This is a genomic window from Primorskyibacter marinus, from assembly GCF_003313245.1.
Classification (GTDB): domain Bacteria; phylum Pseudomonadota; class Alphaproteobacteria; order Rhodobacterales; family Rhodobacteraceae; genus Primorskyibacter; species Primorskyibacter marinus.
The window spans coordinates 21,771-47,121 of the sequence record NZ_QJSD01000016.1 but is presented as its reverse complement, the minus strand read 5'-3'; the positions used below and the strand labels follow the sequence as shown (position 1 = coordinate 47,121).

The following is a 25,351-nucleotide window of genomic DNA, read 5'->3' as shown; positions in this document are numbered from 1 at the left end:
GCCTGTTTTTCATGTCCCAATTTAGCTCTGTCATTATCGGCAACGAAAGCCTTGTCATTCAATGCGGTGAACTGCTTCTGGAAGGGGATCACCCGATCCGCGCCGTCATCACCCGCAACGCCGATGTGCACGCCTGGGCCGAAGGGCATGGTCTGAATGTGGTGGCGACCGGGCCGGGTCTGGCTGACCGGCTGGCGGGGCAAGACTTCGACTGGCTGTTGTCGATCGCCAATCTCGACATCATCCCGCAGGCGGTGCTGGCAATGCCCAAACGCGGCGCGGTGAATTTCCATGACGGGCCGCTGCCTGCCTATGCGGGGCTGAATGCGCCGGTCTGGGCGGCGCTGGCAGGCGAGGCCGAACACGGCATCAGCTGGCACATGATCGAGGGCGGCTTGGACGAGGGCGACCTGATCGCAACCGCGCGCTTCCCCGTCTCTGACGCGGATACGGCGCTGACGCTCAACACCAAATGCTATGCCGCAGCCATCGACAGCTTCCCCAACGTGGTGGCGGAACTGGCAAAACCGGATCCTGCAAGGCAGGCTCAGGATCTGTCCCGGCGCAGCTATTTCGCCCGCGATGACCGGCCCGAGGCGGGCGCGCGGCTTGATTTCACCCGGCCCGCCGCCGATCTGGCGCGGATGGTGCGGGCGCTGGATCATGGCGATTACTGGAATCCGCTCTGCATCTCCAAGTTCGAGGCCGGAGGGCGGGTCTGGCTGGCACATGAGGCGCATGTGGCCACCAGCACATCCGGCGCTGCCCCCGGCGCGGTGCTGGCCGCCGATGCCGATATGCTGTCCGTCGCCACCGGCGCGGGCGATCTGGTCCTGACCCGGATCACCGATTGCAACGGCGCGCCTGCCGCGCCGCAGGACATCACTCGCGTTGGGGCGATCCTGCCCGCGCTTGCGGCCCAGACCAAAACGGCCCTGACAGAAGCCCTGGCACCACTTGCGGCCACCGATCCCGCATGGCGCGCCACGCTTGAGGGTATACACCCGCTCGACCTGCCCCTCTTGCAGCCCGCTGACGGTCCGCACCAGCCTATCGCGCGCCCCGTGGCTCTGCCCGAAGGGTTGCCGCAGGACAAGGCTCGTGCCGCCTTTGCCCTTCTGGGCGCGCGGCTATCCGGGGCGTTTCGCGTCGATCTGGCGCTGCATGCACCAGCCCCGCAAGGCCCCGGCGCAGCCTATATTGCCGACTGGCTGCCGCTGCGCGTCGATCAGGGCGACAGCTTTGCCAAAATGGCCTCTGCGCTGGACACCGCCATGGCCGAGGCCCGCGCCCGCGGACCCTTTGCCGCCGACCTGATCGCCCGCCTGCCCGGTGCCGAGCCCCCCGCCCTGCCAGTTCTGGGCCTGTCCGAAGATCCCGAAGCAGGCCTCGTGGCCCAAACCGCGCTGACCTTCGCGATAGGGTCCGGAGCGGCGATGCTTTTTGCCGACAAGTCCCGGATCAGCGACGCGGCGCTTGATCTTTATGCCGCGCGGCTGACACATCTTCTGGCGCATCTGGAGGACAGCGACGATCCGGCAACCCTGCCGATCCTGCCCGATGCCGAACGCCAGCAGGTCGTCATGGACTGGAACGCCACCGACAAGCCCTATGAGGCCGATCTCTGCGTACATCAGGCCTTTGAAGCACAGGCGGCACGCAGCCCGCAGGCCGAAGCGCTGGCCTTCGAGGGCAAAAGCCTGACCTATGCCGCGCTTGACGCGGCAGCCAACCGCATGGGCCACCAACTGATCGCGATGGGGGTGAAACCCGGCAGCATCGTCGGGCTGCACCTGCCGCGCTCGGCAGAGCTGGTTGTTGCCGCCTTTGCCATCCTGAAGGCCGGCGGGGCCTACCTGCCGATGGATCCCGCCTACCCCGCCGACCGAACGGCCCTGTATATCGAGGACAGCCACGCCGCGGTGATCGTGACCAATGCCGAACTGGCCGCCACCCTGCCGCAAAGCGCCGCGCAAATCCTCGACATCGCCACCGACCTGAGCGCCCAGCCGGAAACCGCCCCCGACAGCGGCGTTACGGGCGCGGATCTGGCCTATATGATCTACACATCCGGCTCGACCGGGCGGCCCAAGGGGGTGATGGTCGAACATCGCAACGTGGCCAATTTCTTTGCCGGGATGGATGACCGGATTGATCACAAGCCCGGCGGGGTCTGGCTCGCTGTCACCTCGCTGTCCTTCGACATTTCGGTGTTGGAGATTTTCTGGACGCTGGCGCGCGGCTTCAAGCTGGTGCTTTCGGGCGATGAAAGCCGCGCATTGGTGTCCGGCGATGCGCCCTCGGGTGCAGGGCTCGGCGGTATGGAATTCAGTCTCTATTACTGGGGCAATGACGATGGCGTGGGCCGGGACAAGTATCGCTCGCTTCTGGAAGGCGCGAAATTCGCCGATGAAAACGGCTTCTGCGCAGTCTGGACACCCGAGCGGCATTTCCACGCCTTTGGCGGCCCCTATCCCAACCCCTCGGTCACCGGCGCGGCAGTGGCCGGGCTGACAAAGAATATCGGCGTGCGGGCCGGGTCCTGCGTGGCGCCGCTGCACCATACCGCGCGCATCGCCGAGGAATGGGCGGTGATCGACAACCTGACCAACGGGCGCGCGGGTCTGGCCATTGCCAGCGGATGGCAGCCGGATGATTTCGTACTGCGCCCCGAAAACACCCCGCCCGAGAACAAGCCCGCGATGTTCCGCCAGATCGCCGATCTGCGCAAGCTATGGGCGGGCGAGCCGGTGGAATTTGCCCGCAAGGACGGGCAGATGCATGCGGTCATCACCCAGCCGCGGCCGATCTCGAAAACCCCGGATCTGTGGGTGACCACGGCGGGCAACCCCGAGACCTGGAAAGAAGCCGGGCGCAACGGCTGCAATGTGCTGACCCACCTGTTGGGCCAATCCGTCGAAGAGGTCGGCGAGAAGATCAAGCTTTACCACGAGGCGCTGCGCGAAGCCGGGCATGATCCGGCCCGCTTCAAGGTGACGCTGATGTTGCACAGCTTCCTGGCAGACACCCGCGACGAGGCCCGCGAAATCGCGCGCGAGCCGATGAAGGATTACCTGCGCTCGGCTGCGGGGCTTATCAAGCAATATGCCTGGGCCTTCCCCGCCTTCAAGAAACCCAAAGGCGTGGACAATGCTTTCCAGCTGGATCTGGGTTCGCTGACCGAAGAGGAACTGGAAGGTATCCTCGATTTCGCTTTTGAGCGTTATTTCAACGATAGCGGGCTGTTTGGCACGGTCGAGGACGCGCTGGCGCGGGTTGCGCAGGTCAAGAGCTTCGGCGTGACCGAGATTGCCTGCCTGATCGATTACGGCATCGATGTGGACACGATCCTTGCCGGGCTGGAACCGCTGGCAGAGGTGCTGCGCATCGCCAATGAAGGCGCAGGTCCGGCCGAGGATGACTATTCCATCGCCGCCCAGATCGTCCGGCATGGCGTGACCCATATGCAATGCACACCGTCGATGGCACGGATGCTGGTGATGAACGATGAAGCCAGTGACGCGCTGGCCCATGTCAAACATCTGATAGTGGGCGGAGAGGCGCTGCCCGGCGCGTTGGTGGGCGAGTTGGGCGGGTTGACCCGCGCCCATATCGAAAACATGTACGGGCCCACAGAGACCACGATCTGGTCCTCCACCCAGACGGCCGCGCCCGGCGCTGGCGTGGTGGGCATCGGCACCCCCATCGCCAATACGCAGGTCTATGTGCTGGATGACAAGCTGCAACCCCTGCCCATCGGCGCTGCGGGCGAGCTGTTCATCGGCGGCGACGGGGTGACACGCGGCTATTGGGAACGGCCCGACCTGACGGCGGACCGTTTCATCCCCGATCCCTTCTCGGACCGGGACGGCGCGCGGCTTTACCGCACGGGCGATCTGATGCGCTGGCGCATGGACGGCACGCTCGATTTCCTTGGCCGGACGGATTTCCAGGTCAAGCTGCGCGGTTACCGGATTGAACTGGGCGAGATCGAAAGCGTCATCGACACGCTGGACGGGGTGCGCCAGTCGGTGGTGGTCGCGCGCGAGGATCAACCCGGCATGCAGCAACTGGTGGCCTATCTGCTGACCGATAATCCGGTGGAGGAAGCCAAGCTCAAATCCGCGCTGGCCGAGCATCTGCCCGCGCATATGATCCCGGCGCGTTTCGTGGCGCTCGACGCCTTCCCGCTGACCCCCAACAAGAAGGTGGACCGCAAGGCACTGCCCGTGCCCCCGGCCCCGGTTCGCACCGCCGCGCCCCGGCCCGCGCCGCAACCTGCCCCCGCCGGAAACGGTGCTGCGCCGCCAGCAGGCGAAACCCGCAATCTGGAAGAGGTCACCGCCGAAATCGCGGCCATCTGGGCGGCAACGCTTGGCGTGGGCGATATCTCGGCGCGGGACAATTTCTTCGATATGGGCGGGCACTCGCTTCTGGCGGTGCAGACGCACCGGGAAATCCGCACCCGTCTGGGTGTCACCAAACTGTCGATCACCGATATTTTCCGGTTTCCCGTTCTGGGTGACCTTGCCGAGGCGGTGCACGGCAAGCTTGGCGGTGGCGCGGCACCTGCCAAATCGGCCAGTCCCGTGGCGCAAACCCCGCCCAGTGCGACAGCGGGCTCTGCCCCTGCAACCGGCAATGCCCGCGCCGATGCCATGGCGCGGCGCCGGGAAATGCGCGCCCGCCGGTCCCGGCAGCCCGAATGACCGACCTGCCCGCGCTGGCCGCTGCCTTGCGCGCCTGCGCGGGCCCCGGTATCGGCGTGGGGGTCGCCGACCCCCGTGGCATATCCGACCCGCTATTTGCGGAAGAAACTGCGGCAACCCGGAAAATGGTCGAAAAACGCCACAGGGAATTCGCCGCCGGCCGCGCCGCCGCACGCGCCGCCATGGCGGAACTGAGCCTGCCGCCTGTGGCCATCCCCATGGGCCATGATCGCGCGCCCGTCTGGCCAGAAGGCCTGTGCGGATCAATCTCCCATTGCGCCGGGGCGGCCGTCGCGGTTGTCGCCCACCACGACACGGCAACAGCCCTTGGCATCGACATCGAGGACGACACACCGCTGGACGCCGATCTCTGGCCCGACATTCTGACGCCGCAAGAAGTGGACTGGCTGATGCGCCAGCCCGAACCAACCCGCGGACGCCACGCCAAGGCAATCTTCTCCGCCAAGGAGGCCGTCTACAAAGCCCAATACCCGCTGACCGGGCGGATGCTGCGGTTCCACGACGTTGTTATTCACGCAGGATCAGAGGCATTTTCAGCCGACCTGCCTGATCGACATGTCACCGGCCTTCACCGGGTCGCTGAAGGGGTGATCCTGAGCTGCGTACGGCTGGCTTGAAACCGGCTGACCTTTATCGAACGCATGACTTCAACAGGGCTTCCACGGCAAGGTTTGCCGGGAACGGCACCCGTATAAAACCGATAACATCAGGGTGTGCCGCGCGTTATTGGGCCTCTTGGAACAGAAATCCCATATCCTCGACAAACCGGGCCTGGCGCACATAATCCGCGATCATCCGGTAGGCATTGCCCGCAATCTCGGCCCGCAGGTCCGGATCGGCCAGCGCCCGGCGCACCACTTCCTCGAGATCCGAGAAATCCCATTTCACCGGCAGATAGGTCACGCCCGGCTGGTAAATGTCGGGCAGGCTTTCAAGATGGCTCATGTCGGGCTTGATCAGCACTGCACCCGACAGCACGCCCTCAACATCGCGCCAGCATAATTCACCGTAGCCATGCGGGCTGAAACAGAGCTTCGACTGCCGCATCTCCTGCATGTATTGGGGATAGGACACCCGCTCTGTCGGCGACAGCGACAGCCCCTCAATTGCTCTTACCCGGGCCAAGGCATCCTCGCGCATTGCCTGATACCACGGCGAACCACGTTTGCCGAAGCGGGTCTGGATATCCAGAGGCCGATCTTCCAGCGAAGGCATCTCCTGGGCGGCAAAGGTTCGCAGGAACCGCGGCGCCGTGAAGAAATTGGGGCTGAGGCGCAGTTTGGGCAGGATCGCGCGCGGCACGTTCCAATCCACCGGCTCGGCGGAAATTCCATAGAGATCACCATAAAACTCGGTCAGGTTGGTATCGCCCCTGAAGGGGCGGAAAAAGTTTTCACGGTCGCGAAAGAGGCTCTTCTTGAGATAGAAACCGATCTCGGGCTCCAGCTGGGCTGCCATCCGGATATCGCTGTGAGCAAATGAATCGACAAAGGCAATGCGAGCCCCGGGATGCGCCTTGGCAAGAAGACCGAACACGCGTTCCAGCGTTTCCGGCGTGGCCGTGAACCAGACCTGAAGCAAGACAATATCGGCCCCGTCCGCCCGAGGGGCTTTCCCTGCGACCAGATCCGTCGAGGGGTAACAGCGCAGTTCCACGCCGTAGCGGTCGCGCAATTGCCGGGAATGGTAGAGAAACGGAAAGATCTGGGTAAAACTGATCGCGTTCGGCTCGTAATAGATCGCCATGCGCAGCGGCGCACGCCGCGAGAACGGACGGCCCAGGGCGCGCGCGGCGGGCCCGGAGAGGTTACGCCGGGTTGCGTATCGCCCAGCCAAGCTATCGATCCAGGATAGGTCCACCGCTGCCTCAAATCCTTGCAAAATCAAGATATTTTTGGCCATATTGGCCCATATACTATTGAAATCATTACCCTGTCCGCTACCATAAAATCCACCGGATTGTAAACGACGGTCACCTCCGTGCTGCAAAAGTTCAAACGCAAGAGTTCCGCATTGGCCCTGCTGTTTTTGTCAGCCTGTGGGCTTGCGACACGCGGTTGCGTGCCCGCGCCGCTCGATCAGGGGGCATTCGAGGCGCTGTATGAAACGCCTCTGGCGTCTGCGGAGGCCCCGCTCCGGGTCTATCATCTGGGGCACAGCCTTGTGGGCAGGGACATGCCGGTGATGCTGGCGCAACTGGCGGAGGACGGTCACAGCTTCAACAGCCAACTGGGCTGGGGGGCCAATCTGCGCGAGCACTGGGAACCGGATATTCCCGTGAAAGGATTCGAACAGGAAAACACCCATGCGCAATTCCGCGATCCACATGAGGCGCTGGCCTCGGGTGAATATGACGTGGTGGTGCTGACCGAAACCGTCGAGATCCGCGACAGTATCAAGTATCAAGATTCGCAGGAATACTTGCGCAAATGGGCCAGGGCCGCCCGGGACGGAAACCCCGAAGCACGGGTTTATCTCTATGAAACCTGGCACAATCTTGATGATGAAGAGGGTTGGCTGGCCCGGCTCGACCGCGATCTGGGTCTTTATTGGGAGGGCGAGATCCTGCGCCGCACGCTGGCCCATGACGACGTCACCCGGCCGATCTATGTGATCCCCGGCGGGCAGGTCATGGCGGCCTTCGTGCGCCAGGTTGAGGCTGCGGGCGGGATCGGCCCGATCCAGAGCCGCAACGACCTGTTCAAGGACCAGATCCACTTCAACGATTACGGTGCCTATCTGATGGCGCTGACCCATTACGCGGTGCTCTATGGCCGCTCTCCGGCAGGGTTGGCGCACGCGCTGGACAAGGCCAACGGCACGCCCGCCGCCGATCCCGGACCAGAGGCTGCCCGCGCGATGCAGGAAACCGTCTGGCAGGTCGTGACGGCCTATTCCCCAAGCGGCGTCGCCGAGGATTGAACGGTTACCTCCGCAGCCCCTTCGACCGAGATGGCAAGCACGCGGTCCAGCGCGTCACCATTGACCCAGAAGACAATTGCCGTGCAAATCACTGCAAGCGCTGAAAAAACACTGTCATGCAGGAAATCCTCTCCCCGGTAGGGACGGATCAGGTAAATCAGCACCGGATAGATCAGCAGTGCTGCGATGGGCTGTGCTATCATTGCACCGATCAAGCCAAATTGCGTCAGACCAAACACAAGAAGCGTTACCTGCATGACCAAACGAAAGACCTGAAAGCCCATATAGGTCTTGGATTTTCCAACCGATAGCAGCAGATTGGGATAGCTGTGGATGATCAGGCTGGGCATCAGAAACACGGCCAGAAGAACCAGAATTGGGCCGGAATCCTGATATTCCTCAGTATAGAGTAAATCCGTCAGCCATTGCCCCATCAGCCCCAGCACGAAAAGCAGCGTGAACATGCCCCCCGTCAGGCCAAAACGCGTCTTGGAAATAGCGCGCCGGTTGGCGGCGGACTCTGCTGGCGGGCGGGCACTGTAGAGCGGAAAGACCACCCGGCTCACGAAACTCCCCATGAGCGTCATCGGAACAGACGCAAAGAAGAAGGCGATATTGTAAAAGCCCAGATAGGCAAGGCTGAGAAATTTCGACAGCAGGATCCGGTCACCATTCTCGACCACGAATGTCACGCCGGAACTGACGAAGAGATATTTCCCGAAATGGAACTGTTCAAGAAATGCCGCGCGTTCGAATTGCAACCGGCTGGGATGGCCCGGTAGCATGATATGCGACAGGATCGCCGTCGACAGATTTGACACGATCATCCCGATCATCAGCGCCCAGACCGATTCCCAGACCAGTGCCAGCACAACCATGGTCAAGATCATCAGCAGTTGGCTGCTCAGATCCATCAGCGTCAGCCGCCCCAGAAGGATCTTCTTGTTCGCCGTGGCGATGCGGGTCGAGCGCAGCCCCATCACGAAGACGGACAAAGCGATCCCGTACATCAGCCCATGCAGGATCGGTTCATCGTAGAAATCCGCGACAGGCCCGGCCACGGCGCAACAAATGAGCGCGAGAACCGTGTGGCGGATGATCTGCAACGTCCAGGCCGTATTAAGAAAGACCGGCTCATCACCCCGTTTCGAGCGCACGATGCAGGTGGCCAGACCGATATCCGAAATCATCTGCAGCCCGGTCATGAACAGCGTCACGATCGCCATCAGACCGAAGGCTTCGGGAAACAGCAGCCGCGTCAGGATCAGGTTCGATCCCAGCCGCAGAAACTGGCTGGTGCCGAAGCCCATGAATGTCAGGGCCGAGCCGCGCATGACCCGCGCGCCCAAGCCGTCGCCCGACAGTTTGGTTCGGATGACCCCTAGCATGGCACATGCTCAGTGCAGGCGACGCGGCAAACCCGTATGATGCACATCATTTGCGTGCCACTAACAGATCGCGCAGGAAAACCTTCTCGGTCACGGCAAATCCGCACTTGATCATCCGAAGTCACTTTCAATTGCGCGCATAGACGTCTTCGTAGCGGATGATGTCGTCCTCACCCAGATAGGAACCGGTCTGCACTTCGATCAATACCATGTCGACTTTGCCGGGGTTTTCCATCCGGTGAACACCGCCCAGCGGGATGTAGACCGACTGGTTCTCGGTCACCAGCTTCACCTCGTCATCCACCGTGACCCTGGCGGTGCCCTGCACCACGATCCAATGCTCGGAACGGTGATGGTGGCTTTGCAGGCTGAGGGCCGCGCCGGGATGCACCACGATGCGCTTGACCTGAAAGCGATCGCCGAGAACGAGACTTTCGAACCAGCCCCAGGGGCGATGATCCACGGGGAAGGTGGTTGCCTGTTTGGCGCCTTTCTCCTTCAGGGTCGCGACGGCCTCTTTCACGCGCTGGCTGTCGGATTTATGGGCCACCAGCACCGCATCCGGCATGGCCACGGCGATCATGTCATCCAGCCCGATGCCGACCAGTTCCAGCCCCTCGGCCTCACTGCGCAAAAGCGTGTTGCGGCAATCAATGGCGGTGGCGTTCGTCGAGGCAACGTTGCCCGCATCGTCGGGCCCGCTTTCCTGCCAGACTGCGTCCCAGCCGCCCAGATCCGACCAGTCGCCGCCATAGGGCATCACCACGAGATTGTCGGCCTTTTCCATGATCGCATAGTCGATCGAGATTTCGGCAAGCTCTGCCCAGGGCTCTGCGGCCAGGCGGGTGAAACCCAGATCCCGCGCCGATCCGGCCACCGCGGCGCGGACGCCCGCCACCAGTTCGGGGGCATGCGCCTCATAGGCCGTGAGGATGGCCCTGGTCGAGAACAGGAAGATGCCCGCGTTCCAGAGAAAATTACCTGCGCCAAGCATTTCCGCCGCGCGCCCCGCATCGGGTTTTTCGACGAAGCGGGCCAATGGTTGCGGCGTGGAAACCGACATATCGGCACCGGGCGCAAGCTCCAGATAGCCATATCCCGTTTCGGGCCGGGTGGGTGCGATGCCAAAGGTCACCAGATCGCCGGCCTCGGCCCGCGGCACGGCAGCGGCGATGGCCGCGCCAAAAGCTTCCGCATCGGGAATGACGTGATCGGAGGGCGCGACAAGCATCAGCCCATCGGGGTCATGTTCTGCCAGCCACAGCGCCGCGGCCAGCACGGCGGGGGCGGTGTTGCGCCCTTCGGGTTCGATCAGGATGGTCTGTGCCTGCTGATGAATGGCAGCAAGCTGTTCGGACACGATGAAACGGAAATCCTCGCCCGTGACGATCAGGGGTGCCGCGAACGCATCGCCTGACAACCGGTGCGTGGAGGCCTGAAACAGACTCTGCGCGCCCATGAGCGAGGAGAACTGCTTGGGATAGGATTTGCGCGACAGTGGCCAGAGCCGCGTACCGGACCCACCACACAAAAGCACCGGAGTCATTTTCACCATGAAAGACCTTTCTTTGAATGGGTTTTGTTTAGGATCGCGGAGGTGTGGTTGTCCACGTTTGAATCGACGCGGCGTTGGCGGGATCGTGACGGATCACAGGTCCTCGCGGGGCATGGCGCTGGGGTGGCAGCCATTCATCACCACACCCAGCACATTCGTGCTTTCGGCCACTTCGCGCTCGCAGGCATCGAGATCGCTGAACTTGGTCCGGCCCGCCAGCGCCACGATCAGGGCACAATCGACCGTATTGAGAAATGCCCGCGCCCGGTCACCGCTGAGAATGGCGGGCAGGTCGAAGATCATGATGTCGGGTTGGTAGTTTTCCTGTGTGATATTGAGAAACGTCTCCATCCGATCCGACAGGATGAACTGCGTGGGATCGGGCTCCGGCTCTGGTGACGTCACGACCGCCACATTGTCACGCACGCGTATCGCATGGTCGCCCAAAGACACCCGCCCGGACAGCACATCCGAGAGCCGTTGCGACCTTTCAATGCCCAGAAACTCATGGACCGAAGGATCGCCCAGATCGAAATCGAACAGCATCGTGCGCAGATTGCCCTGGCGTCCAAGACCAAGCGCGAGGTTGCAGGCGACGGTCGTCTTGCCACTTGAGGAGACCGGCGAAGTGATCGCCAGGCGGGTCCAGCCGTTCTGCTGCATCTGCATCAGGATCTTGGTCCGCAGAATGTCAAAATTCGTCGCCCCGCGACCGGCATCATGCGCCACGATCCGGTGCTGGCGCAGACCCACATGGGACAGATCGACCTTTTCCAGCGCCTCCCAGGGCTCTGGCACGGTCTGTGGCAGCCCTGCCTGGTGCCGCCGGGGGGCTTTGGTCTGATCCGCGCGCCCGTCGCGCTGATTTCGGGCCCTGGCCAGAGCGGCCTGAAGTTTTTCCATTCTACATCCGTCCTTCCGGAAGTCCGCCAACCCGCATCATCAGGTCAATCCCAGCTTTTGCAGGACACGATCGGCGAGGATTTCGAGCGGCATGAACTCTGTGTGCACATAATAAAGCCCTGCCGGCACGAGCGTGAGCACCGCCACCAGCGTCAGAACCTGCAGGCTGCGCCGCCGCAAGCGCTCGCCCCGGGTCTCCAGATAGGGAAGTACCCCGATCGGCACGATATTGAAGCGCGCCTTGATCTCGGCGGGGTGGCGCACCCTCTGGTTCAAAAGCTCGAACAGCACGAAGACACCGATGGCCAGCATCAGCCCGCCGCCCACGCCGGCCGCAGCAATCTTCTTGCGCGGCGGCCCGGACGGATCCTGCGGCACGACAGCCCCCTCGATCAGGCTGATGCGCTGGCCCTGCGCGTTGACCTCGACCCGCTCGGCCATGCGGGCCTGGTTGAGATTGTTGAGCGTGGTGTTATAGCGCGCCCGGATGCTCTCAAGGTCGCGGTCCAGACGTTCCAGCGTGATCGAGTTGGTGGACGTCGCCGCGATGGCGCGGGCCAGCCGTTCAAGTTCGTCGTTGACGCGGGTGATTTCCTGATCGATCTCGACCACCCGCTGATCCAGTTCGGCCAGCGTGACGTCGATGATCGACGCCTCCTGCGCGGGCGCGCCGCCCTCCCCCGGGGTGGTGGCCGCCGTCTCGGTCAGGCTGTCTTCCAGCCGGGCAATCTGGTTCTGCACCAGCACGACCCTCGGATTGGTCTGGGAATAAACCGCCAGAAGCTCACGCAACTGCTGCTTGAGCTCTTCAAGGCGGCGCTCTTCGGGAGAGAGCTCTGCCACCGGCCGGTCAAGCCGCCCGGTGGCCTCGAAAAGGGACACCATTTCGTTGCGCTGGTTGATCACCCCGGCCCGTTCCTGCTCCAGCCGGCCCAGACGTTCCTGCAACACCGATTGTCGGTTCTGGCGGTAACTCAGGTCTTCGGGAAGCGCGTCCACATTCTCGTTCTTGAAGGCGATGATCCGGTTGCTCTGGGTGTCGATCTCGTCGGCCAGACGCTCGGTTTCCTGCTGAAAGAAGGTCAGCGTGTTCTGCGCCCGGTCGCGCCGGAAAGTGGCGTTGGCCTCCAGCACCAGCGTCGTGTAATCGTTGACCACATCCGCGGCGACCTGCCCCCGCGCGGCGGTGAAGGTGATCGACATCAGCGTGGCTTCGTTGCGTCCGCTTGACCGGCGGATACGCGTATTCTGCTGCATCGCATCGACGATGCTGTCGGGCGTCATCGCGTTCATGTTATCGAACACCCGGTACTTGCGGGCAATCTCGAGCAGGTTCGCCCGCGTCATCAGCTGTTCCTGGATCAGCTGAAGCTGCTCGGACGCTTCGGTGCGCACGATGGAGGCCACCATGTCGTCGGGAATCTGCGGTGCCTCCACCTGTAGGCGGGCCGTGGCCGAATAGACCGGTGGCAACGTCAACGCCGCATAAACCGCGATCGCGGAGCAGACCATCGCCAAGCCAACCATGAGCGGCATCCGCCGCCGCACGAGCATCCAGTAAAACCGTATCGGCAACATATTACTCGGCAGCCTCCGACGAGGGAATACAGAAGGATTTGGACAGGACCAGCGGATCAGGGCGCGAAATCAGGATGACGCCATCCTCCATCAGTTCCCGGACGATGTCGCCCCCCACCTGCTCCATCTCCGCGCTGGCCGCATAGACCAGCGCCAGATCGCAGATCTTGTTGATCATCCGCGGCACCCCGCCGCTGATCTCGTGGATGATGTCGGTGGCCTCCCCGGAAATCTCCTCTCCGGTGCCGTCCACGCTGCGCAGACGAAACCGGATATAGTCGCCTGTATTGGCGCGGTCCATCGGCGTCAGATGATAGCTCACGCTGACCCGCTGCGCGAATTGGCGCAGCTCTGGCTGCGAGATCATCTCGCGCAGTTCCGGCTGGCCCAGAAGCACGAATTGCAAAAGCTCATCCTTGTTGGAATTGACATTGGTCAGCATCCGCAGCTCTTCCAGTGTTTCCGGCGTCAGGTTCTGCGCCTCGTCGATCACCAGCACCACGAAATGTCCGTGCGCGTATTGCTCCAGAACAAAATCGACAAACTGCTGGAACATGGTCACATAATCGGCGCCCGGCGCAACAGCGAGATCGAAGGCGTTGAGCACCCAGCACAGCAGATCGCCCCGCCCCCCTTGCGCGTTCGAGATCAGCCCGACCACGGCATCCTCGCTCATATCGGCAAGCATCGCCTGCAAAAGCGTCGTCTTGCCGGTGCCGACCTCGCCGGTCACGACCGTCAGGGGCGCGCGGGTCATCAACCCGTATTCAAGCACAGAGAACGCCCGCTTGTGTGCCTTGGACCAGAACATGAAATCCGGGTCCGGCAACAGCGTGAAGGGCCGCTCCGAAAAACCGAAATGTTGCAGGTACAGATCTTGTTTCAAAACACACACTCGAAGTTCACACTGACGGCCCGTTTGTTCCGGAACGCCACAGGTTACAGGCCTTACACCATCTACATATGCTTTTCATAGGGTAACTGGCCGCTTGCTTAAAATGACAGATACCCCAAAAAAACGTACCGGAATTATACCTTCCGACAGCAAATATGTCATAATCTTATTATTGCGACAGGTCATACCTGCCCAGGAAAAGGGCATGACCACAATTTTTTTGAACAAACCGTGACAGGACACAGCCCGGAGCGGCTGTTGCGTCACGGATCACTCCGCCACCAGCGCGTGTCAAATACAGAACAAGCCACCAGAAAGTTGACATCTTCGGGTGTTTGTTTGTTTACCGATAAGGTCAACGTCTTTTAGACAGTTATCGAAACTCGGTCACCATGGGTCTTTTCCAGCATGATACGTCTTATTCTATCCGGCCTGTGCGCCGCCTGCCTGTTCATCGTGGCTACGGTTGCAAACGCACAATCCAGCTACCGGGTACAGCAGGGCGACATGCTGGTGATCGAGGTGCTTGAGGATCCCGGCCTGAACCGCTCGACCGCGGTCCTGCCCGATGGCAATTTCAGCTTTCCCTATGCCGGCACGCTGCGGGCGGGGGGGCGCACCGTCTCGCAGATCGAATCCGCCATCCGCAGCGCCATTGCCAGCAATTTCGCCAACCCGCCGACCGTTTTCGTCTCGGTTCAGCCGCTCGAACGTGAGCCGGCCGCGCCCGAAGAACCCGAAATGATCAAGGTCTATCTTCTGGGTGAGGTCGGCGCGCCGGGCCTTGTCGAACTGGAACCCGGCAGCACCATCCTGCATGCGATCGCCATAGGCGGCGGGCCATCGCGCTTTGCCGCCACCAAGCGCATTCAGCTGCGCCGCACCGATCCGCGGTCCGGCCGCCAAGGCGTGAGCACGATCAATTACCGGGCCATGTCGCAGGGCGCGGGCCTGCGCCAGGATATCATACTTAGGGATGGCGATGTTATTCTTGTTCCAGAACGCCGCCTGTTCGAGTAAACCTCGTCGGCGCCCGGGCAACTGGCGGGCTTGTCACAAAGCAGGAGGCGCCGGTCTGGCTGTGCTGATGAGTGTCAGCACGCCGCTGGCTCAGGAGACCCCTGCCAGCGCCCGACAGTTCACTCTCGATGTCGCACAACGCCTCGAATGGAGCGACAACCCCGATCTCGCGATTGACGGCGAGGACCGCCTGCTGGCACGCACCAGCCTGCGCTTCGGGCTGGAACGCCGCACCCGGATCGACCGGCTTTCGTTCTCGCTGGGTGGCGATCTGGAAGTGTCCAATGACGACGCCACGGGCTTCGAGCGCCCCAGCCTGTCCCTGGCCTGGCAGCGTGATGTCGGCCATTCCCGGATCGGGGCCGCCTTCGATTTCAGTGAAGTCGATCTTGGCAACACCACAAGCACAACTTTCGACGAAGACACCCAGAGCACCGATTTCATCACCGTGGACAGTGGCGCGCGCCAGACCGCCAACCTGTCGCTGACCGGCGCTTTCGGCATCGAGGAACCGTTCGGCGGCAGCTACCGGCTGTCGCAACGGCAGGTCCGCTATATCGAGACATCCGACACCAGCCTACAGGATGCCGACCGCCTGTCCTTCGATGGCGACCTGCATTTCGAACTCGATCCGCGGATCACCCTTGGCCTGACCGCAGCCTACACGGATTTCGACGAGGAAGGCCCGGACGATCTCGACACCGTCACCTCCAGGCTCGAAAGCTATCTCGACATGGACATCACGCCGCGATTGTCCAGCCGTATCGGGCTGGGATGGCAGGAAATCGTTCAAAGCGGCACCAGCGACCTTACCCGGGACGGGCTGGTTCTTGATGCGTCCCTGACCCAGGCACTGCCCCGGTCCACCATGGAATTGCGGACACAGTCGCGCATCACCTCCAACGGGCGGCGCAACGAATTGCGCTTCATCCACAGCCTTGAACAGCCCCTTGGAAGCCTGCGCTACTCGCTGGGCGTCTCTCAGACAGAAGATCTGGACCCCGCGCCCCTTTTCGGGCTGTCCTGGCGCCGTGAGTTGCCGCGCGGAGCGGTCTCTGTCGACCTGGAACAGGTCGCCACGACGGATAGCGATGACGCAGAAGTCGTCAACAGCCAGCTGTCGTTGAGCTACCAGCAGGACCTGACAACCCGAAGCGGGTTCGATGTGCAATTCGTCATGCGCGACAGCGACGAGCGCGCCGATAGCGGCACCGACTCCCGCAGCTACAATCTCGGCCTGACCTACCGGCACGCCGTGACAGAAGACTGGGACTTCACCGGCGGCATCTCCATGGTGCGCGTCGAAGAGGACGGCACAGCCGACCGCGATTCCAACACGGTCTTCATCGGGCTGCAAAGACAGCTTGTCTGGAACTGAGCGCTCCTAGACATGCTGGCATCTCAAGCAGCTCCTTCTCCGAGACGCGTACACTCACCGAAGGCCCTGCCCGGCTCTCGTCGGTCAACGCGATCCGCGGCCGCTCCAACCGGCTGACAGTCGCGCGATGGACGCCCGGAACGCGTTCAAGCCGACTTTACTCATTTGCAAGCCTTCGGCATAAGATTTTCGCACAAGTGAAGGACTTTTTGATGCCAGCCTTACCTCGCCTCTCTTATTTGACATCTCTTCGTCCTGTGGCATTCCAAACCTTTATCCTGCGTACAGTCACCGAGTTGCGTCTACCCAGCCTCGCTGTAAGGATCAGCGCCGCCCGGCAACCGAAAGACGTACATCTAATCGGGCCGGAAGAGGAGGCAGTCTGCGCCTCGACTTTCCATTTGATGGAGAAAGGCAAGAGCCCTGCATTCATGGTCATTATGCTTGCGGCAGAGCGAGCGCGTCCGAGACACCTCGTCGAGACGCTCAGGCTTGCGTTTCGCGCAGCTACTTCGGGCCTGAAAGGGACGTTGAAGAAAACCTCTTCTTTCGCCAAAACGCTGGTTCCGGTGTGCAACGTCAATGACCAGAACATTAATTTTGCCGATCCTGCGCGGGTCATTTCCTGATGTGCGGCATTACCGGTTATCTGTCCACCACGGCCCCGGCGCTTGCTTGCGAAGAGATCCTCGCACCCATGATGCAGGCCATATCTCATCGCGGCCCGGACAGTCGCGGCCATTGGTATGATCCCGAGGTCGGGCTCGCACTGGGCCACCTTCGCCTCGCCATCGTCGATCTGAGCCCCGCTGGCGCGCAACCCATGGTCTCGGCCTCTGGTCGCTGGGTGCTGTGTTTCAACGGCGAGTTCTACAATCATCGCCAGATCCGAGCCGAGATAGAGGCCACGGGCCGCGCCCCTCGCTGGCGCGGAACCTCGGACACCGAAACCTTCCTTGCAGGCATCGATGTCTGGGGCTTGCGCGAGACCCTGGAGAAGGTCATCGGCATGTTCGCGATCTCGCTTTGGGACCGCGAGAACCGCGTTTTGTATCTGGTGCGCGACCGGATGGGAGAGAAGCCGCTCTATTATGGCTGGCAGGGCAAAGGCGAGGCGCGCTCGCTTCTCTTCGGCTCGGAACTCAAGGCTTTGCGCGCCCACCCGGTTTTCGAGGGCGACATCGCGCGCTCAAGTCTGGTGGAGGTGCTCCGTCACGGCAATGTCGGCGAGAACCGGTCGGTTTACGAAGGTATCGGCAAGGTGCGCCCAGGCGAGATCGTCACGATCGAGGTTCAATCCGGCAAGATAGAGAATGATTTCTACTGGAACGGTGCCGAGATCGCCGCCGCGCCCAAACCGCCGCGTCGTGACGATGCACAGGTGGTGGACGACCTCGAGACGTTGCTGCTGGATGCTGTGGGGCAGCAGATGATGTCAGACGTCCCGTTGGGGGCATTCCTGTCGGGCGGCATCGACAGTTCGGCCATCGTTGGGCTGATGCAGCATCTTTCGGACCGTCCGATCCACACCTTTTCCATCGGCTTTCACGAAGCGCGTTACAACGAGGCGGAATTCGCCCGCTCCGTAGCGAACCATTTGGGCACGCATCACACCGACCTTTATGTGACCGATCAGGAGTTGCGTGACGTCGTCCCGATGCTGCCGACCATGTATGATGAGCCCTTCGCTGATAGTTCGCAAATCCCGACTTTTCTCGTGTCAAAACTCGCTCGAGAGCACGTCACCGTGTCACTTTCGGGCGATGGCGGGGATGAACTGTTTTGCGGCTATGGTCGATATGCCCATGCCAGCAAGCTGCGGGCAAAACTGGCGGCGATGCCTGCCCCCTTGCGGTCCTTGGGCGCTGGTGCAATCCGGGCCATTCCTGCTGGTGCACTGACCGCGGCCTTGGCACCGATCATCCCTACCCCGCAGGGCAAAGAGCCTATCGGCCAGCGATTGCACCGCCTCGCCAATTACGCACGCCAGCCCGATCTGGAGACACTGCACCGCACCATGATGTCAGTTTGGCGCTTTCCAGAGGCCGCCGTGCCAGGGGCGACGCATCCTCCCTCGATGCTGTCAGATCATCTGCCGCCACGCGGGGATCTCAGCGATATCGAGCGGATGATGCAGCTCGATATGCTGACCTACATGGTCGATGACATCCTCGCCAAGGTGGACCGCGCGACAATGGCCGTGGCCCTCGAAAGCCGGGCACCGCTTTTGGATCACCGCGTGGTGGAATTCGCGCTCGGCCTGCCCGAAGATCAGAAACTGCGGGGGGACGTCACCAAATGGGCGCTGCGGCAGGTTCTCTACCGTCATGTGCCCAAAGAACTCATAGAGCGTCCCAAGATGGGCTTCGAAGTGCCTATCGGCCTGTGGCTGCGCAGCGGGCTGAAGGACTGGGCTGCGGCGCTTCTCGATCCCGTGCGCCTGCGCCGGGAAGGAAATTTCGACGCCGACCTGATCGACCGCCTCTGGCAACAGCATCTCTCGGAACGTTTCAACTGGGGCCCGCAATTGTGGAATGTCCTGATGATCCAAGCCTGGCTGCAGACCCTGAGCAAGTGAGATGATAGCCAAGTTTTGGGCGTTCTTGGCGGAATTACGCACTTACACGGCAACCTAGTCGGCTGGTTCCCGCCACACAGCGGAAACCAGCCGCTTTGCGTACGCCGTTAACTTGTCTGCAACCATTATTTCCCTAAAAGGCCTTAAAGCGGACACTCACCGGCCACTCACCGGTCATTGTCCGACGGTAAAAGTCACGAGGGAACAGGAGAGCATATCTCCGTTTGAAGTTTACATCCGCGCTCTGGCACAGGCCATTCGCGCGCCGAATGGGGTATGCCCTGCAGACCCCTTAAACAGATTTGTCGACAGATATCTGTCGCAAGATGAAAACCTAGGGGCTTGCTCACATGCCACTTTCGCTACTCAATCTCGGAAATGCCCAAATCTCTGGGGGACGGGCCACAACACTTCTGCCCGGAAATTACGAAACCGCACGCAATGTCAGCGTGATCGACGCCCCGGACGAGGGGCGCCTGACCGTCAACCCCGACAACTCCCTGGCGTTGGTGATGACCGGAAGCGATTATACCGGCTCGCTCTCCTTCACCGTCGAAATCACCGCGGCAAACGGTGCCACATCACGCCAGACCGTGAACCTGGAAGTCACGTCACCGTCTCAATCCGCTGGCTGGGGAACCGGTGCCGACCAGTACATGCTGGAAACCGATGCCAATGACAACTTGGTCGTCGAAACCGGCGACAATCACCGCGAAGTCTATGTCTCCGCATCGGCTGATGCCCTGACGGTCGCCGATATTGCCGCGCGTGAAGGCATCTCGCGCTCTGCTGTAGATGGCGAATGGCTGGCGGCCCATCCTGAATATGGCTCCAATCCCGATATGGCGCTGGCGCAGGACGCGGGCGCGATGCTCTGGACCCAGCTGACCCGTGCAGATCTGGGGGCCGAGCCCGGCTCGCACTGGCTGCGCTTCGAAAAAGGCTACAGCTATGATGGCTTTGGTGGGAGCAACGCCGGCCTGTTCCCGCACGGCATAACGGGCGAGGATGAGCTGCACCCCATTGTCATCACCTCTTATGGGCAGGGCGAGCAGCCGGTCCTCGAAAACGGCCAAACTGCTATTCGTGATGAGTTCTCAAATATTGTTGTCCACGATCTGCATTTCACTGACCGGATTGATTTGGTGGGTCCAGATGGCACCGATAGCAAGAACGTTATCTTCGATTCTCTGACCTTTTCCGAAGATGGCGAAATCTCGGCGCAGAAAATGGATGGCATCACGCTCCGCAATTCAACCATCGCGAATACCGGTGAGGACACGCCGGTAAATGGCAACAACTGGCAACCGAGCCCTGATCGCGACTATGGCATCTACTCCAGCAGTGCATCAGGCGTCTTGATCGAGAACAACAAATTCGTTCACATCGGCTGGGGCGACGGGTATGATCCGAACGGAGATGGGGACTTCCCGCAACCCCCAAGCATGCTCACCCACAACGTCTACATGCAGCATTCGGTACGGGACCTGACCTTTCGGGACAACATCTCTGCCGAAGCCTCATCCTTCGGTGCCAACCTTCGAAGCGGCGGCTTTGTCGAAGACAATCTTTTCTACGAGAACAATGCTAGCGTGGTCACCAGTGGCGGCGATTGGCAAGGGAGCGGGCAAGTCGGCAATTTCTCCCTGCTCTCGGGCAATGTCATAACCTCAGCCGGCTACAAGGACGCCAACAGTATTGGCGCACTCGCCTTGGGAATCACCAACAACGCCCTAGATACAACGCTGGTCGACAATATCGTGGCCCATCAAACGGATCCCAACGACCCCGGAGCGCTGGAGGACCAGCCTTCGAGCCACGGGGGCCTGAACAACAGCTTTGACCCTTTCTACAACGACACCATCGTCCATAACTGGTATGGTTCAAACGCTGTTGATTGGGGGATGGTTGACGACTTGCAGCAAAACATCGGCGGGCTGGACATCGATCTGCTCAACGACACAACCATCACCAATCTTGCACGGACCCTGCTGAACGATCCGCGCGCCGATGCCGGAGACTTGGCCGACTGGATTACGGAGAACGACGTATCAGCCGACGAGCTCAACGCCTATTTCCAAGAGGCTTTCGGTGTTTTGCAAGGCACGCGCACCAGCGCTGAAGAGATCCGCTTCATCCCCAACGAAATTGGCGACGGGGTGCGTTGGGACAACCGCATCAACTGGAGCACCGAAGATCTGCCCGGCACAGTGGCGGGCGACGGCGTGGATCTGGGCGGCAACTGGGTGGTCTATGGTGGCACCAACACAATCCGCGCGCTTGGCTTTGGCGACGGCGGACAGCTCGACATCTCGCATGGGCGTCTCGACGTCACTGCACGCACATACGCAGAGGGTGATGGCGGCTTCGTAAATCTGAGCTCCGCAGGCCAATTCTGGCTCGGCACAGGCCATATCGGAGCCGCGACCCTGAACGTGTCTCTGGATGGCGGGCGCTTTGCCAATACTGGCGTCATTACCGGAAATGTCGACCTGTTCGTGGATGACGGTCAGGCCCTTCTCAGCGCTGATGGGGGCGACTTCACTCTGGGTGCCGGAGAGAGCCTTGTGGTGCGCGGGGCCGATGCCCAGGTCGGCTTTGACGGCTATAACAATCAGTTGGGCGTCATCTGTTTCGATGCCGGCTCCGAAGTGGTCTTCATGAGCGACGGCACCGGCCTCGGATCGATTTCCGAGTTCCGCTCCGGTGCCTATGGGGACGCACCGCGGGTCAACTCCCATATCGAACTCTCCCTGACGGATATCGTCGTCGACCTGTCCGCGACCTCCGGCCTGGCCAATGGCACATACACTCTGATGAGCGCGGATGAAATCACCGGCAACATCGATTCCTTCGACGTCATTGGACTTTCCGCCAATCGCAGCGCCACCCTGACCATCAATCACACCACCGACGTGGTGGAGCTTCAGATCGAGAACGGCAGAGGCACTTCCATAGAAGCGGTGGGCAACAACAGTGTTAACCAGATAAATGGCACGAATATAGGCGAAGAAATCATCACCGGCGCGAGCCATGACCTGATCAAAGGCTATGGCGGGGATGATATCATCCGGTCCGGCTTTGGCATCGACATCGCCTGCGGCCATGCAGGCAACGACTTCATCAATACCGGCGCAGACCGGGACCTGGCATATGGCGGGCTTGGAAACGACACGATCCTGGGCGGAGCCGGCCAGGATTGGCTCAGAGGCGGCAGTGACGATGACGTCCTCTATGGTGAGCAAGACAGTGACCAGATCGAAGGTGGATGGGGCAACGACACCCTGACCGGTGGCGCGGGGGCCGATGTCTTCGTCTTCGCCGTTGACGGGCGCGACTGGGGCGATGTCATCACCGACTTCCAGGTTGGCACGGACAAGCTTGTCCTTGGCGATGTGGATAACGGCTTCCGGGGCTTCAAAGGCATCACCCTGTCCGAAAGCAACAACGATGCCGTTATTTCCTACAATGGAAATTACATCCTGCTTCGCGACGTCACCATGGCAGAGGTCGAACAGAATGTTGGCGATATCTTCGGCACTGCCTCGGATCTGATCTACGATCGGTTCGCCGATTTCCTCGTCTGATCGTCTGACCCGGCCGCCGCTTCGTTGCGGCGGCCGGGTTGTTTTTCGTTTCGCGTGCGAAACGCCATATTCCAAAATATTGTTTTTACTTAATTTTCCTGAAATAATTCGGGAAAATCAGGCGTCGCGTCCAGCCAGCCAACGCCGCAGGTCTTCCACCAACCCGGCATCAAGCCTCTGCCCCCGCAGCACGATCTTTCCGCGCGCAGTTTCCAGAAACAGACCCTGCGCCACCTCTTCGCCACGGGGTCCGGAAGCAACCTTCCTGTCTGTCGCCTTGCTTTCGGCCCGCGCCAGCGCGCGTTCCAGCGCCGCCCGTTCCGCCGCAGCATCCGTTGCGGGGGTCTTGCGCAAACTGTCGCGCAACCGCACCCCGAAGGCAGGCACTGTGTCGATGGCCTTCACCAGCGCCAGGCCCAGCTTTTCGGGGATGCTCTCCGGGAAATGCAAAGCGGATCCAAGCGCCTCATGCAGTGTCACGAAAGACTGGATCTTGGAGCGTTTCGAGGCACTGGCATGCGCAAAAAGCGCCTGTACAGCGACCTTTGGCGAGGGGTAGACCCCGATGCCCGCAGCCTCTGCCGCGACCCGGGCGCGTTCGTAAAAGGACAGGTTGGCCCGGATCTCGTTTTCCTCGACCATGGCCAGATACGCAGCTTCGGAGCTTTCGGGCGCACGCACCAGCGCCAGCACCGTCCCCTGCCCCAGCCTGCGCAGCGCCTCGACCCGCCGCAACCCCGAGATCAACCCGTATCCCCCCGCAGGCAGCGCCACCAGCTCCACCGGGGTTTGCTGGCCCCGGCTCGCGATGCTCGCCTCCAGCGCAGCCATTTCTTCTTCGTCCAGCGTAAGCCGGTCGCGCAGCAGATGATCGCGCCGGATCTCGTCCAGAGAAATGCGCTGGATCAGCCGCCCCTCTTCGCGGGCCGATTGCAGCGCGCCTGCGACCTCCTCGAAGGCCGCCTGCCCCGCCGCATCATCCGCAATATCGGCAATCGGGGCGGCCCGGCGTGGCGACCCGGCCCAGCCGTTCACATAGCCCTTTGTCTCCAGCCCCTGCTGCCCGCTTGCCGGGTTTGCCGGTTCCAGCCGCCTGCGTTTCGCCATGATCCCGTTCCTCCTGTATATGCAGGCCCTAACCCGCGTTCAGAGCCGCATCCCGCGACGCCCTGCCCTCTTTCTCCCGGGCCAGTTCGTCCCGGCGCCAACTGCCCACGAGAAGCCGCTTGAACGCGGCATAGGTCTCGTCAAAGGCCGCGCGCCCGCGCGCATAGGTGTCACGGTTGAAATCGCGGTAATCGGCCTCGTAGATGCCGTGGACGCGCTCTCCGGCCTGTCCGATCAGTGCCGTGTAATCCTGCCGGAAAGGCGACAGGCGGTGGCCCAGATAGGTCTGCATCAGCCCGGCCATTTCCGCCTGCTGGCTGGAATCGAAGCGGGTGATCACGGTTTGCACCGCATCCCATTCGAAACGCAGTTCAGGGCGCCCCAGGGCACGGGCGGCCATGTTCTCGCCTTCCTCGATCGATTGAAAGGCGGCATGCAGCATGTCGAAGAACCGTCCGGTGCTGTCAAATTCAACGAAAGAGGCACCGGTGGGCACGATCAGGATATCCGCCGCTGCCAGACCGTTGATCGTCAGATAGCCAAGGGCAGGGGGGGTATCGAGCACCACAAGATCGTAACTGTCGAGCAGCCCGCCGCTCTCCAGCGCCTCGCTCAGCGCATCCCAAAGCTTCCAGCTGCGCCCGGCCATGCGCCAGACCGGGATCTGGAACTCTGACCAATAGAGATTGAGCTGCGCGCCGATCAGGTCGATATTCGGCCAATGCGTGGGCCGGACAAGATCGGCAGGATTGATCTCCAGCGCCTCGCTCAGCGTGTCGTCCAGGGGCAGGGGGGCTTCTCCGCGGTCAAGGCGCCGCTGGTTCTCGGCCCGCAGGTATTCCGCGTAATGCCTGGCAATCATCGGAAAGACGGTCTGCCATTCATCGGCCACCTGCCCGTTCAGGATCGAGGTCATGGACCCCTGACTGTCCAGATCGATCACCAGCACCTTGTACCCGTCCAGCGCGGCCGACATGGCCAGATGCGCGGCGGTGGATGTCTTGCCGACGCCGCCCTTGAAATTCGCCACTGCAACGGTCTTGGCCGGCAATCCTTTGGGTCGGTAGGGCAGGTATTCCTTGGCCTTGGAGCCTTCCGTCCCGAAATGCGTCCGAAGCTGCAATACTTCGCTGAAGGTGAACCATTTGGCACCGCCATCGGTTTCCGACTGGCCTTGCGGCAATTCGGGATGGGCGCGCAGCACGCGCCGGAAATGTGCGGGCGCCACGGGGATGAGATATTTGGTGATCTCCCAAGTGGAAAACAGCCGCAGCGTCTTGGAGCCATCCGGATTCATGCCGCGCCCGGCCAGGTCGCTGCGGCCACGCAGGCAGGCCTCGGCGATTTCGGCGAAATCCGTCGTTCTGACCGGATCCTCCATTGCCGACATCGCCGCATCGGGGGCGATTCTGAAATAGGGTGGGGGGGAGGATGTACTGCTCATGACCCTCTCGATATGCCGTGTTTTCTGCAAGATACCGCAAAACACGCTACATGCAAGAAAACATTGCTCATCTATGGGGGTTCTATGCAAATCCAATGGCTTGCCAGCATGTACTGCGACGACGAGAAGCGCAGCTTCAAAGTGCTGCTTAGTTATTATTTGGTTATTAATTAGTTACAGGATCAGAGGCTTTCCCGTAAAGCCCTGTATTCAAAATGGTTTTGCCTCTCTAACAAAGTTCCTGTGACTCTGATGCCACGAAAAGG

At 61.5% G+C, this 25,351-nt stretch carries 16 protein-coding genes; 8 read left to right on the top strand and 8 right to left on the bottom strand.

Translation table 11 applies throughout. The features are described from left to right. Positions 1 to 11: 11 nt before the first annotated feature. A complete protein-coding gene (locus tag DMZ65_RS15795; protein ID WP_116599840.1) occupies positions 12 to 4,709 on the top strand; it encodes a MupA/Atu3671 family FMN-dependent luciferase-like monooxygenase in 4,698 nt (1,565 codons plus the stop codon). Beyond that, positions 4,706 to 5,347, top strand: a complete 642-nt coding sequence (locus DMZ65_RS15790) for a 4'-phosphopantetheinyl transferase family protein (RefSeq protein WP_116599839.1) — start codon at positions 4,706 to 4,708, stop codon at positions 5,345 to 5,347. The genes DMZ65_RS15795 and DMZ65_RS15790 overlap by 4 nt, the downstream gene beginning before the upstream one ends. 106 nt (positions 5,348 to 5,453) lie before the next feature. Here the strand turns inward: DMZ65_RS15790 and DMZ65_RS15785 are convergent, their stop codons facing one another. Further along, on the bottom strand, positions 5,454 to 6,566 hold the full coding sequence (locus DMZ65_RS15785) for a glycosyltransferase (RefSeq protein WP_157960654.1): 1,113 nt from the start codon (positions 6,564 to 6,566) through the stop codon (positions 5,454 to 5,456). A 144-nt stretch (positions 6,567 to 6,710) separates the two neighbouring features. Here DMZ65_RS15785 and DMZ65_RS15780 point away from each other — a divergent pair, with 144 nt between their 5' ends. Beyond that, positions 6,711 to 7,652 carry a hypothetical protein gene (locus DMZ65_RS15780; protein WP_232825032.1) on the top strand — a complete coding sequence of 314 codons (942 nt, stop codon included), beginning with the start codon at positions 6,711 to 6,713 and terminating at the stop codon, positions 7,650 to 7,652. Here the strand turns inward: DMZ65_RS15780 and DMZ65_RS15775 are convergent. The 5 genes from DMZ65_RS15775 to DMZ65_RS15755 all read right to left on the bottom strand — a co-directional run bounded on the left by DMZ65_RS15775 (position 7,622) and on the right by DMZ65_RS15755 (position 13,962). After that, the gene (locus DMZ65_RS15775) at positions 7,622 to 9,040 is read right to left on the bottom strand and encodes an oligosaccharide flippase family protein (RefSeq protein ID WP_116599837.1); all 1,419 of its coding nucleotides are present in this window, start codon (positions 9,038 to 9,040) and stop codon (positions 7,622 to 7,624) included. The genes DMZ65_RS15780 and DMZ65_RS15775 overlap by 31 nt on opposite strands. Positions 9,041 to 9,167: 127 nt before the next feature. Further along, on the bottom strand, positions 9,168 to 10,595 hold the full coding sequence (locus DMZ65_RS15770; RefSeq protein WP_116599836.1) for a mannose-1-phosphate guanylyltransferase/mannose-6-phosphate isomerase: 1,428 nt from the start codon (positions 10,593 to 10,595) through the stop codon (positions 9,168 to 9,170). Between the two features lie 93 nt (positions 10,596 to 10,688). Next, the gene (locus tag DMZ65_RS15765) at positions 10,689 to 11,498 is read right to left on the bottom strand and encodes a tyrosine-protein kinase family protein (RefSeq protein ID WP_116599835.1); all 810 of its coding nucleotides are present in this window, start codon (positions 11,496 to 11,498) and stop codon (positions 10,689 to 10,691) included. A gap of 39 nt (positions 11,499 to 11,537) precedes the next feature. Beyond that, a complete protein-coding gene (locus DMZ65_RS15760; protein WP_157960653.1) occupies positions 11,538 to 13,025 on the bottom strand; it encodes a GumC family protein in 1,488 nt (495 codons plus the stop codon). Positions 13,026 to 13,077: 52 nt separating this feature from the next. Then, positions 13,078 to 13,962, bottom strand: a complete 885-nt coding sequence (locus DMZ65_RS15755) for an ExeA family protein (RefSeq protein ID WP_116599833.1) — start codon at positions 13,960 to 13,962, stop codon at positions 13,078 to 13,080. A gap of 417 nt (positions 13,963 to 14,379) precedes the next feature. Here DMZ65_RS15755 and DMZ65_RS15750 point away from each other — a divergent pair, with 417 nt between their 5' ends. The 5 genes from DMZ65_RS15750 (at position 14,380) to DMZ65_RS15730 (ending at position 22,534) form a co-directional block, all read left to right on the top strand. Further along, a complete protein-coding gene (locus DMZ65_RS15750) occupies positions 14,380 to 14,991 on the top strand; it encodes a polysaccharide biosynthesis/export family protein (protein ID WP_116599832.1) in 612 nt (203 codons plus the stop codon). 67 nt (positions 14,992 to 15,058) lie between these two features. After that, the gene (locus DMZ65_RS15745) at positions 15,059 to 16,369 is read left to right on the top strand and encodes a TonB-dependent receptor (protein WP_116599831.1); all 1,311 of its coding nucleotides are present in this window, start codon (positions 15,059 to 15,061) and stop codon (positions 16,367 to 16,369) included. Positions 16,370 to 16,626: 257 nt separating this feature from the next. Further along, positions 16,627 to 16,998, top strand: coding sequence for a hypothetical protein (locus DMZ65_RS15740; RefSeq protein ID WP_198662715.1), 372 nt, complete (start codon positions 16,627 to 16,629; stop codon positions 16,996 to 16,998). Then, complete coding sequence (asnB, locus tag DMZ65_RS15735; protein ID WP_116599829.1) at positions 16,998 to 18,947, top strand: asparagine synthase (glutamine-hydrolyzing); 1,950 nt, start codon at positions 16,998 to 17,000, stop codon at positions 18,945 to 18,947. Before DMZ65_RS15740 ends, asnB begins: the two co-directional genes overlap by 1 nt. A gap of 350 nt (positions 18,948 to 19,297) precedes the next feature. Continuing rightward, positions 19,298 to 22,534, top strand: coding sequence for a calcium-binding protein (locus DMZ65_RS15730; RefSeq protein WP_116599828.1), 3,237 nt, complete (start codon positions 19,298 to 19,300; stop codon positions 22,532 to 22,534). 117 nt (positions 22,535 to 22,651) lie between these two features. Here the strand turns inward: DMZ65_RS15730 and DMZ65_RS15725 are convergent, their stop codons facing one another. Both DMZ65_RS15725 and DMZ65_RS15720 read right to left on the bottom strand, forming a co-directional pair. After that, a complete protein-coding gene (locus DMZ65_RS15725; protein ID WP_116599827.1) occupies positions 22,652 to 23,641 on the bottom strand; it encodes a ParB/RepB/Spo0J family partition protein in 990 nt (329 codons plus the stop codon). A gap of 28 nt (positions 23,642 to 23,669) precedes the next feature. Further along, a complete protein-coding gene (locus DMZ65_RS15720) occupies positions 23,670 to 25,085 on the bottom strand; it encodes an AAA family ATPase (protein ID WP_116599826.1) in 1,416 nt (471 codons plus the stop codon). Between the last annotated feature and the right edge of the window lie 266 nt (positions 25,086 to 25,351).

What these genes read in the sequence shown, in the direction of transcription:
- DMZ65_RS15745 (WP_116599831.1), top strand. Translation starts at nt 15,059, where the DNA reads ATGAGTGTCAGCACGCCGCTGGCTCAGGAGACCCCTGCCAGCGCCCGA.
- asnB (WP_116599829.1), top strand. Translation starts at nt 16,998, where the DNA reads ATGTGCGGCATTACCGGTTATCTGTCCACCACGGCCCCGGCGCTTGCT.
- DMZ65_RS15760 (WP_157960653.1), bottom strand. Translation starts at nt 13,025, where the DNA reads ATGGTTGGCTTGGCGATGGTCTGCTCCGCGATCGCGGTTTATGCGGCG.
- DMZ65_RS15750 (WP_116599832.1), top strand. Translation starts at nt 14,380, where the DNA reads ATGATACGTCTTATTCTATCCGGCCTGTGCGCCGCCTGCCTGTTCATC.
- DMZ65_RS15725 (WP_116599827.1), bottom strand. Translation starts at nt 23,641, where the DNA reads ATGGCGAAACGCAGGCGGCTGGAACCGGCAAACCCGGCAAGCGGGCAG.
- DMZ65_RS15730 (WP_116599828.1), top strand. Translation starts at nt 19,298, where the DNA reads ATGCCACTTTCGCTACTCAATCTCGGAAATGCCCAAATCTCTGGGGGA.
- DMZ65_RS15790 (WP_116599839.1), top strand. Translation starts at nt 4,706, where the DNA reads ATGACCGACCTGCCCGCGCTGGCCGCTGCCTTGCGCGCCTGCGCGGGC.
- DMZ65_RS15775 (WP_116599837.1), bottom strand. Translation starts at nt 9,040, where the DNA reads ATGCTAGGGGTCATCCGAACCAAACTGTCGGGCGACGGCTTGGGCGCG.
- DMZ65_RS15720 (WP_116599826.1), bottom strand. Translation starts at nt 25,085, where the DNA reads ATGAGCAGTACATCCTCCCCCCCACCCTATTTCAGAATCGCCCCCGAT.
- DMZ65_RS15765 (WP_116599835.1), bottom strand. Translation starts at nt 11,498, where the DNA reads ATGGAAAAACTTCAGGCCGCTCTGGCCAGGGCCCGAAATCAGCGCGAC.
- DMZ65_RS15795 (WP_116599840.1), top strand. Translation starts at nt 12, where the DNA reads ATGTCCCAATTTAGCTCTGTCATTATCGGCAACGAAAGCCTTGTCATT.
- DMZ65_RS15770 (WP_116599836.1), bottom strand. Translation starts at nt 10,595, where the DNA reads ATGGTGAAAATGACTCCGGTGCTTTTGTGTGGTGGGTCCGGTACGCGG.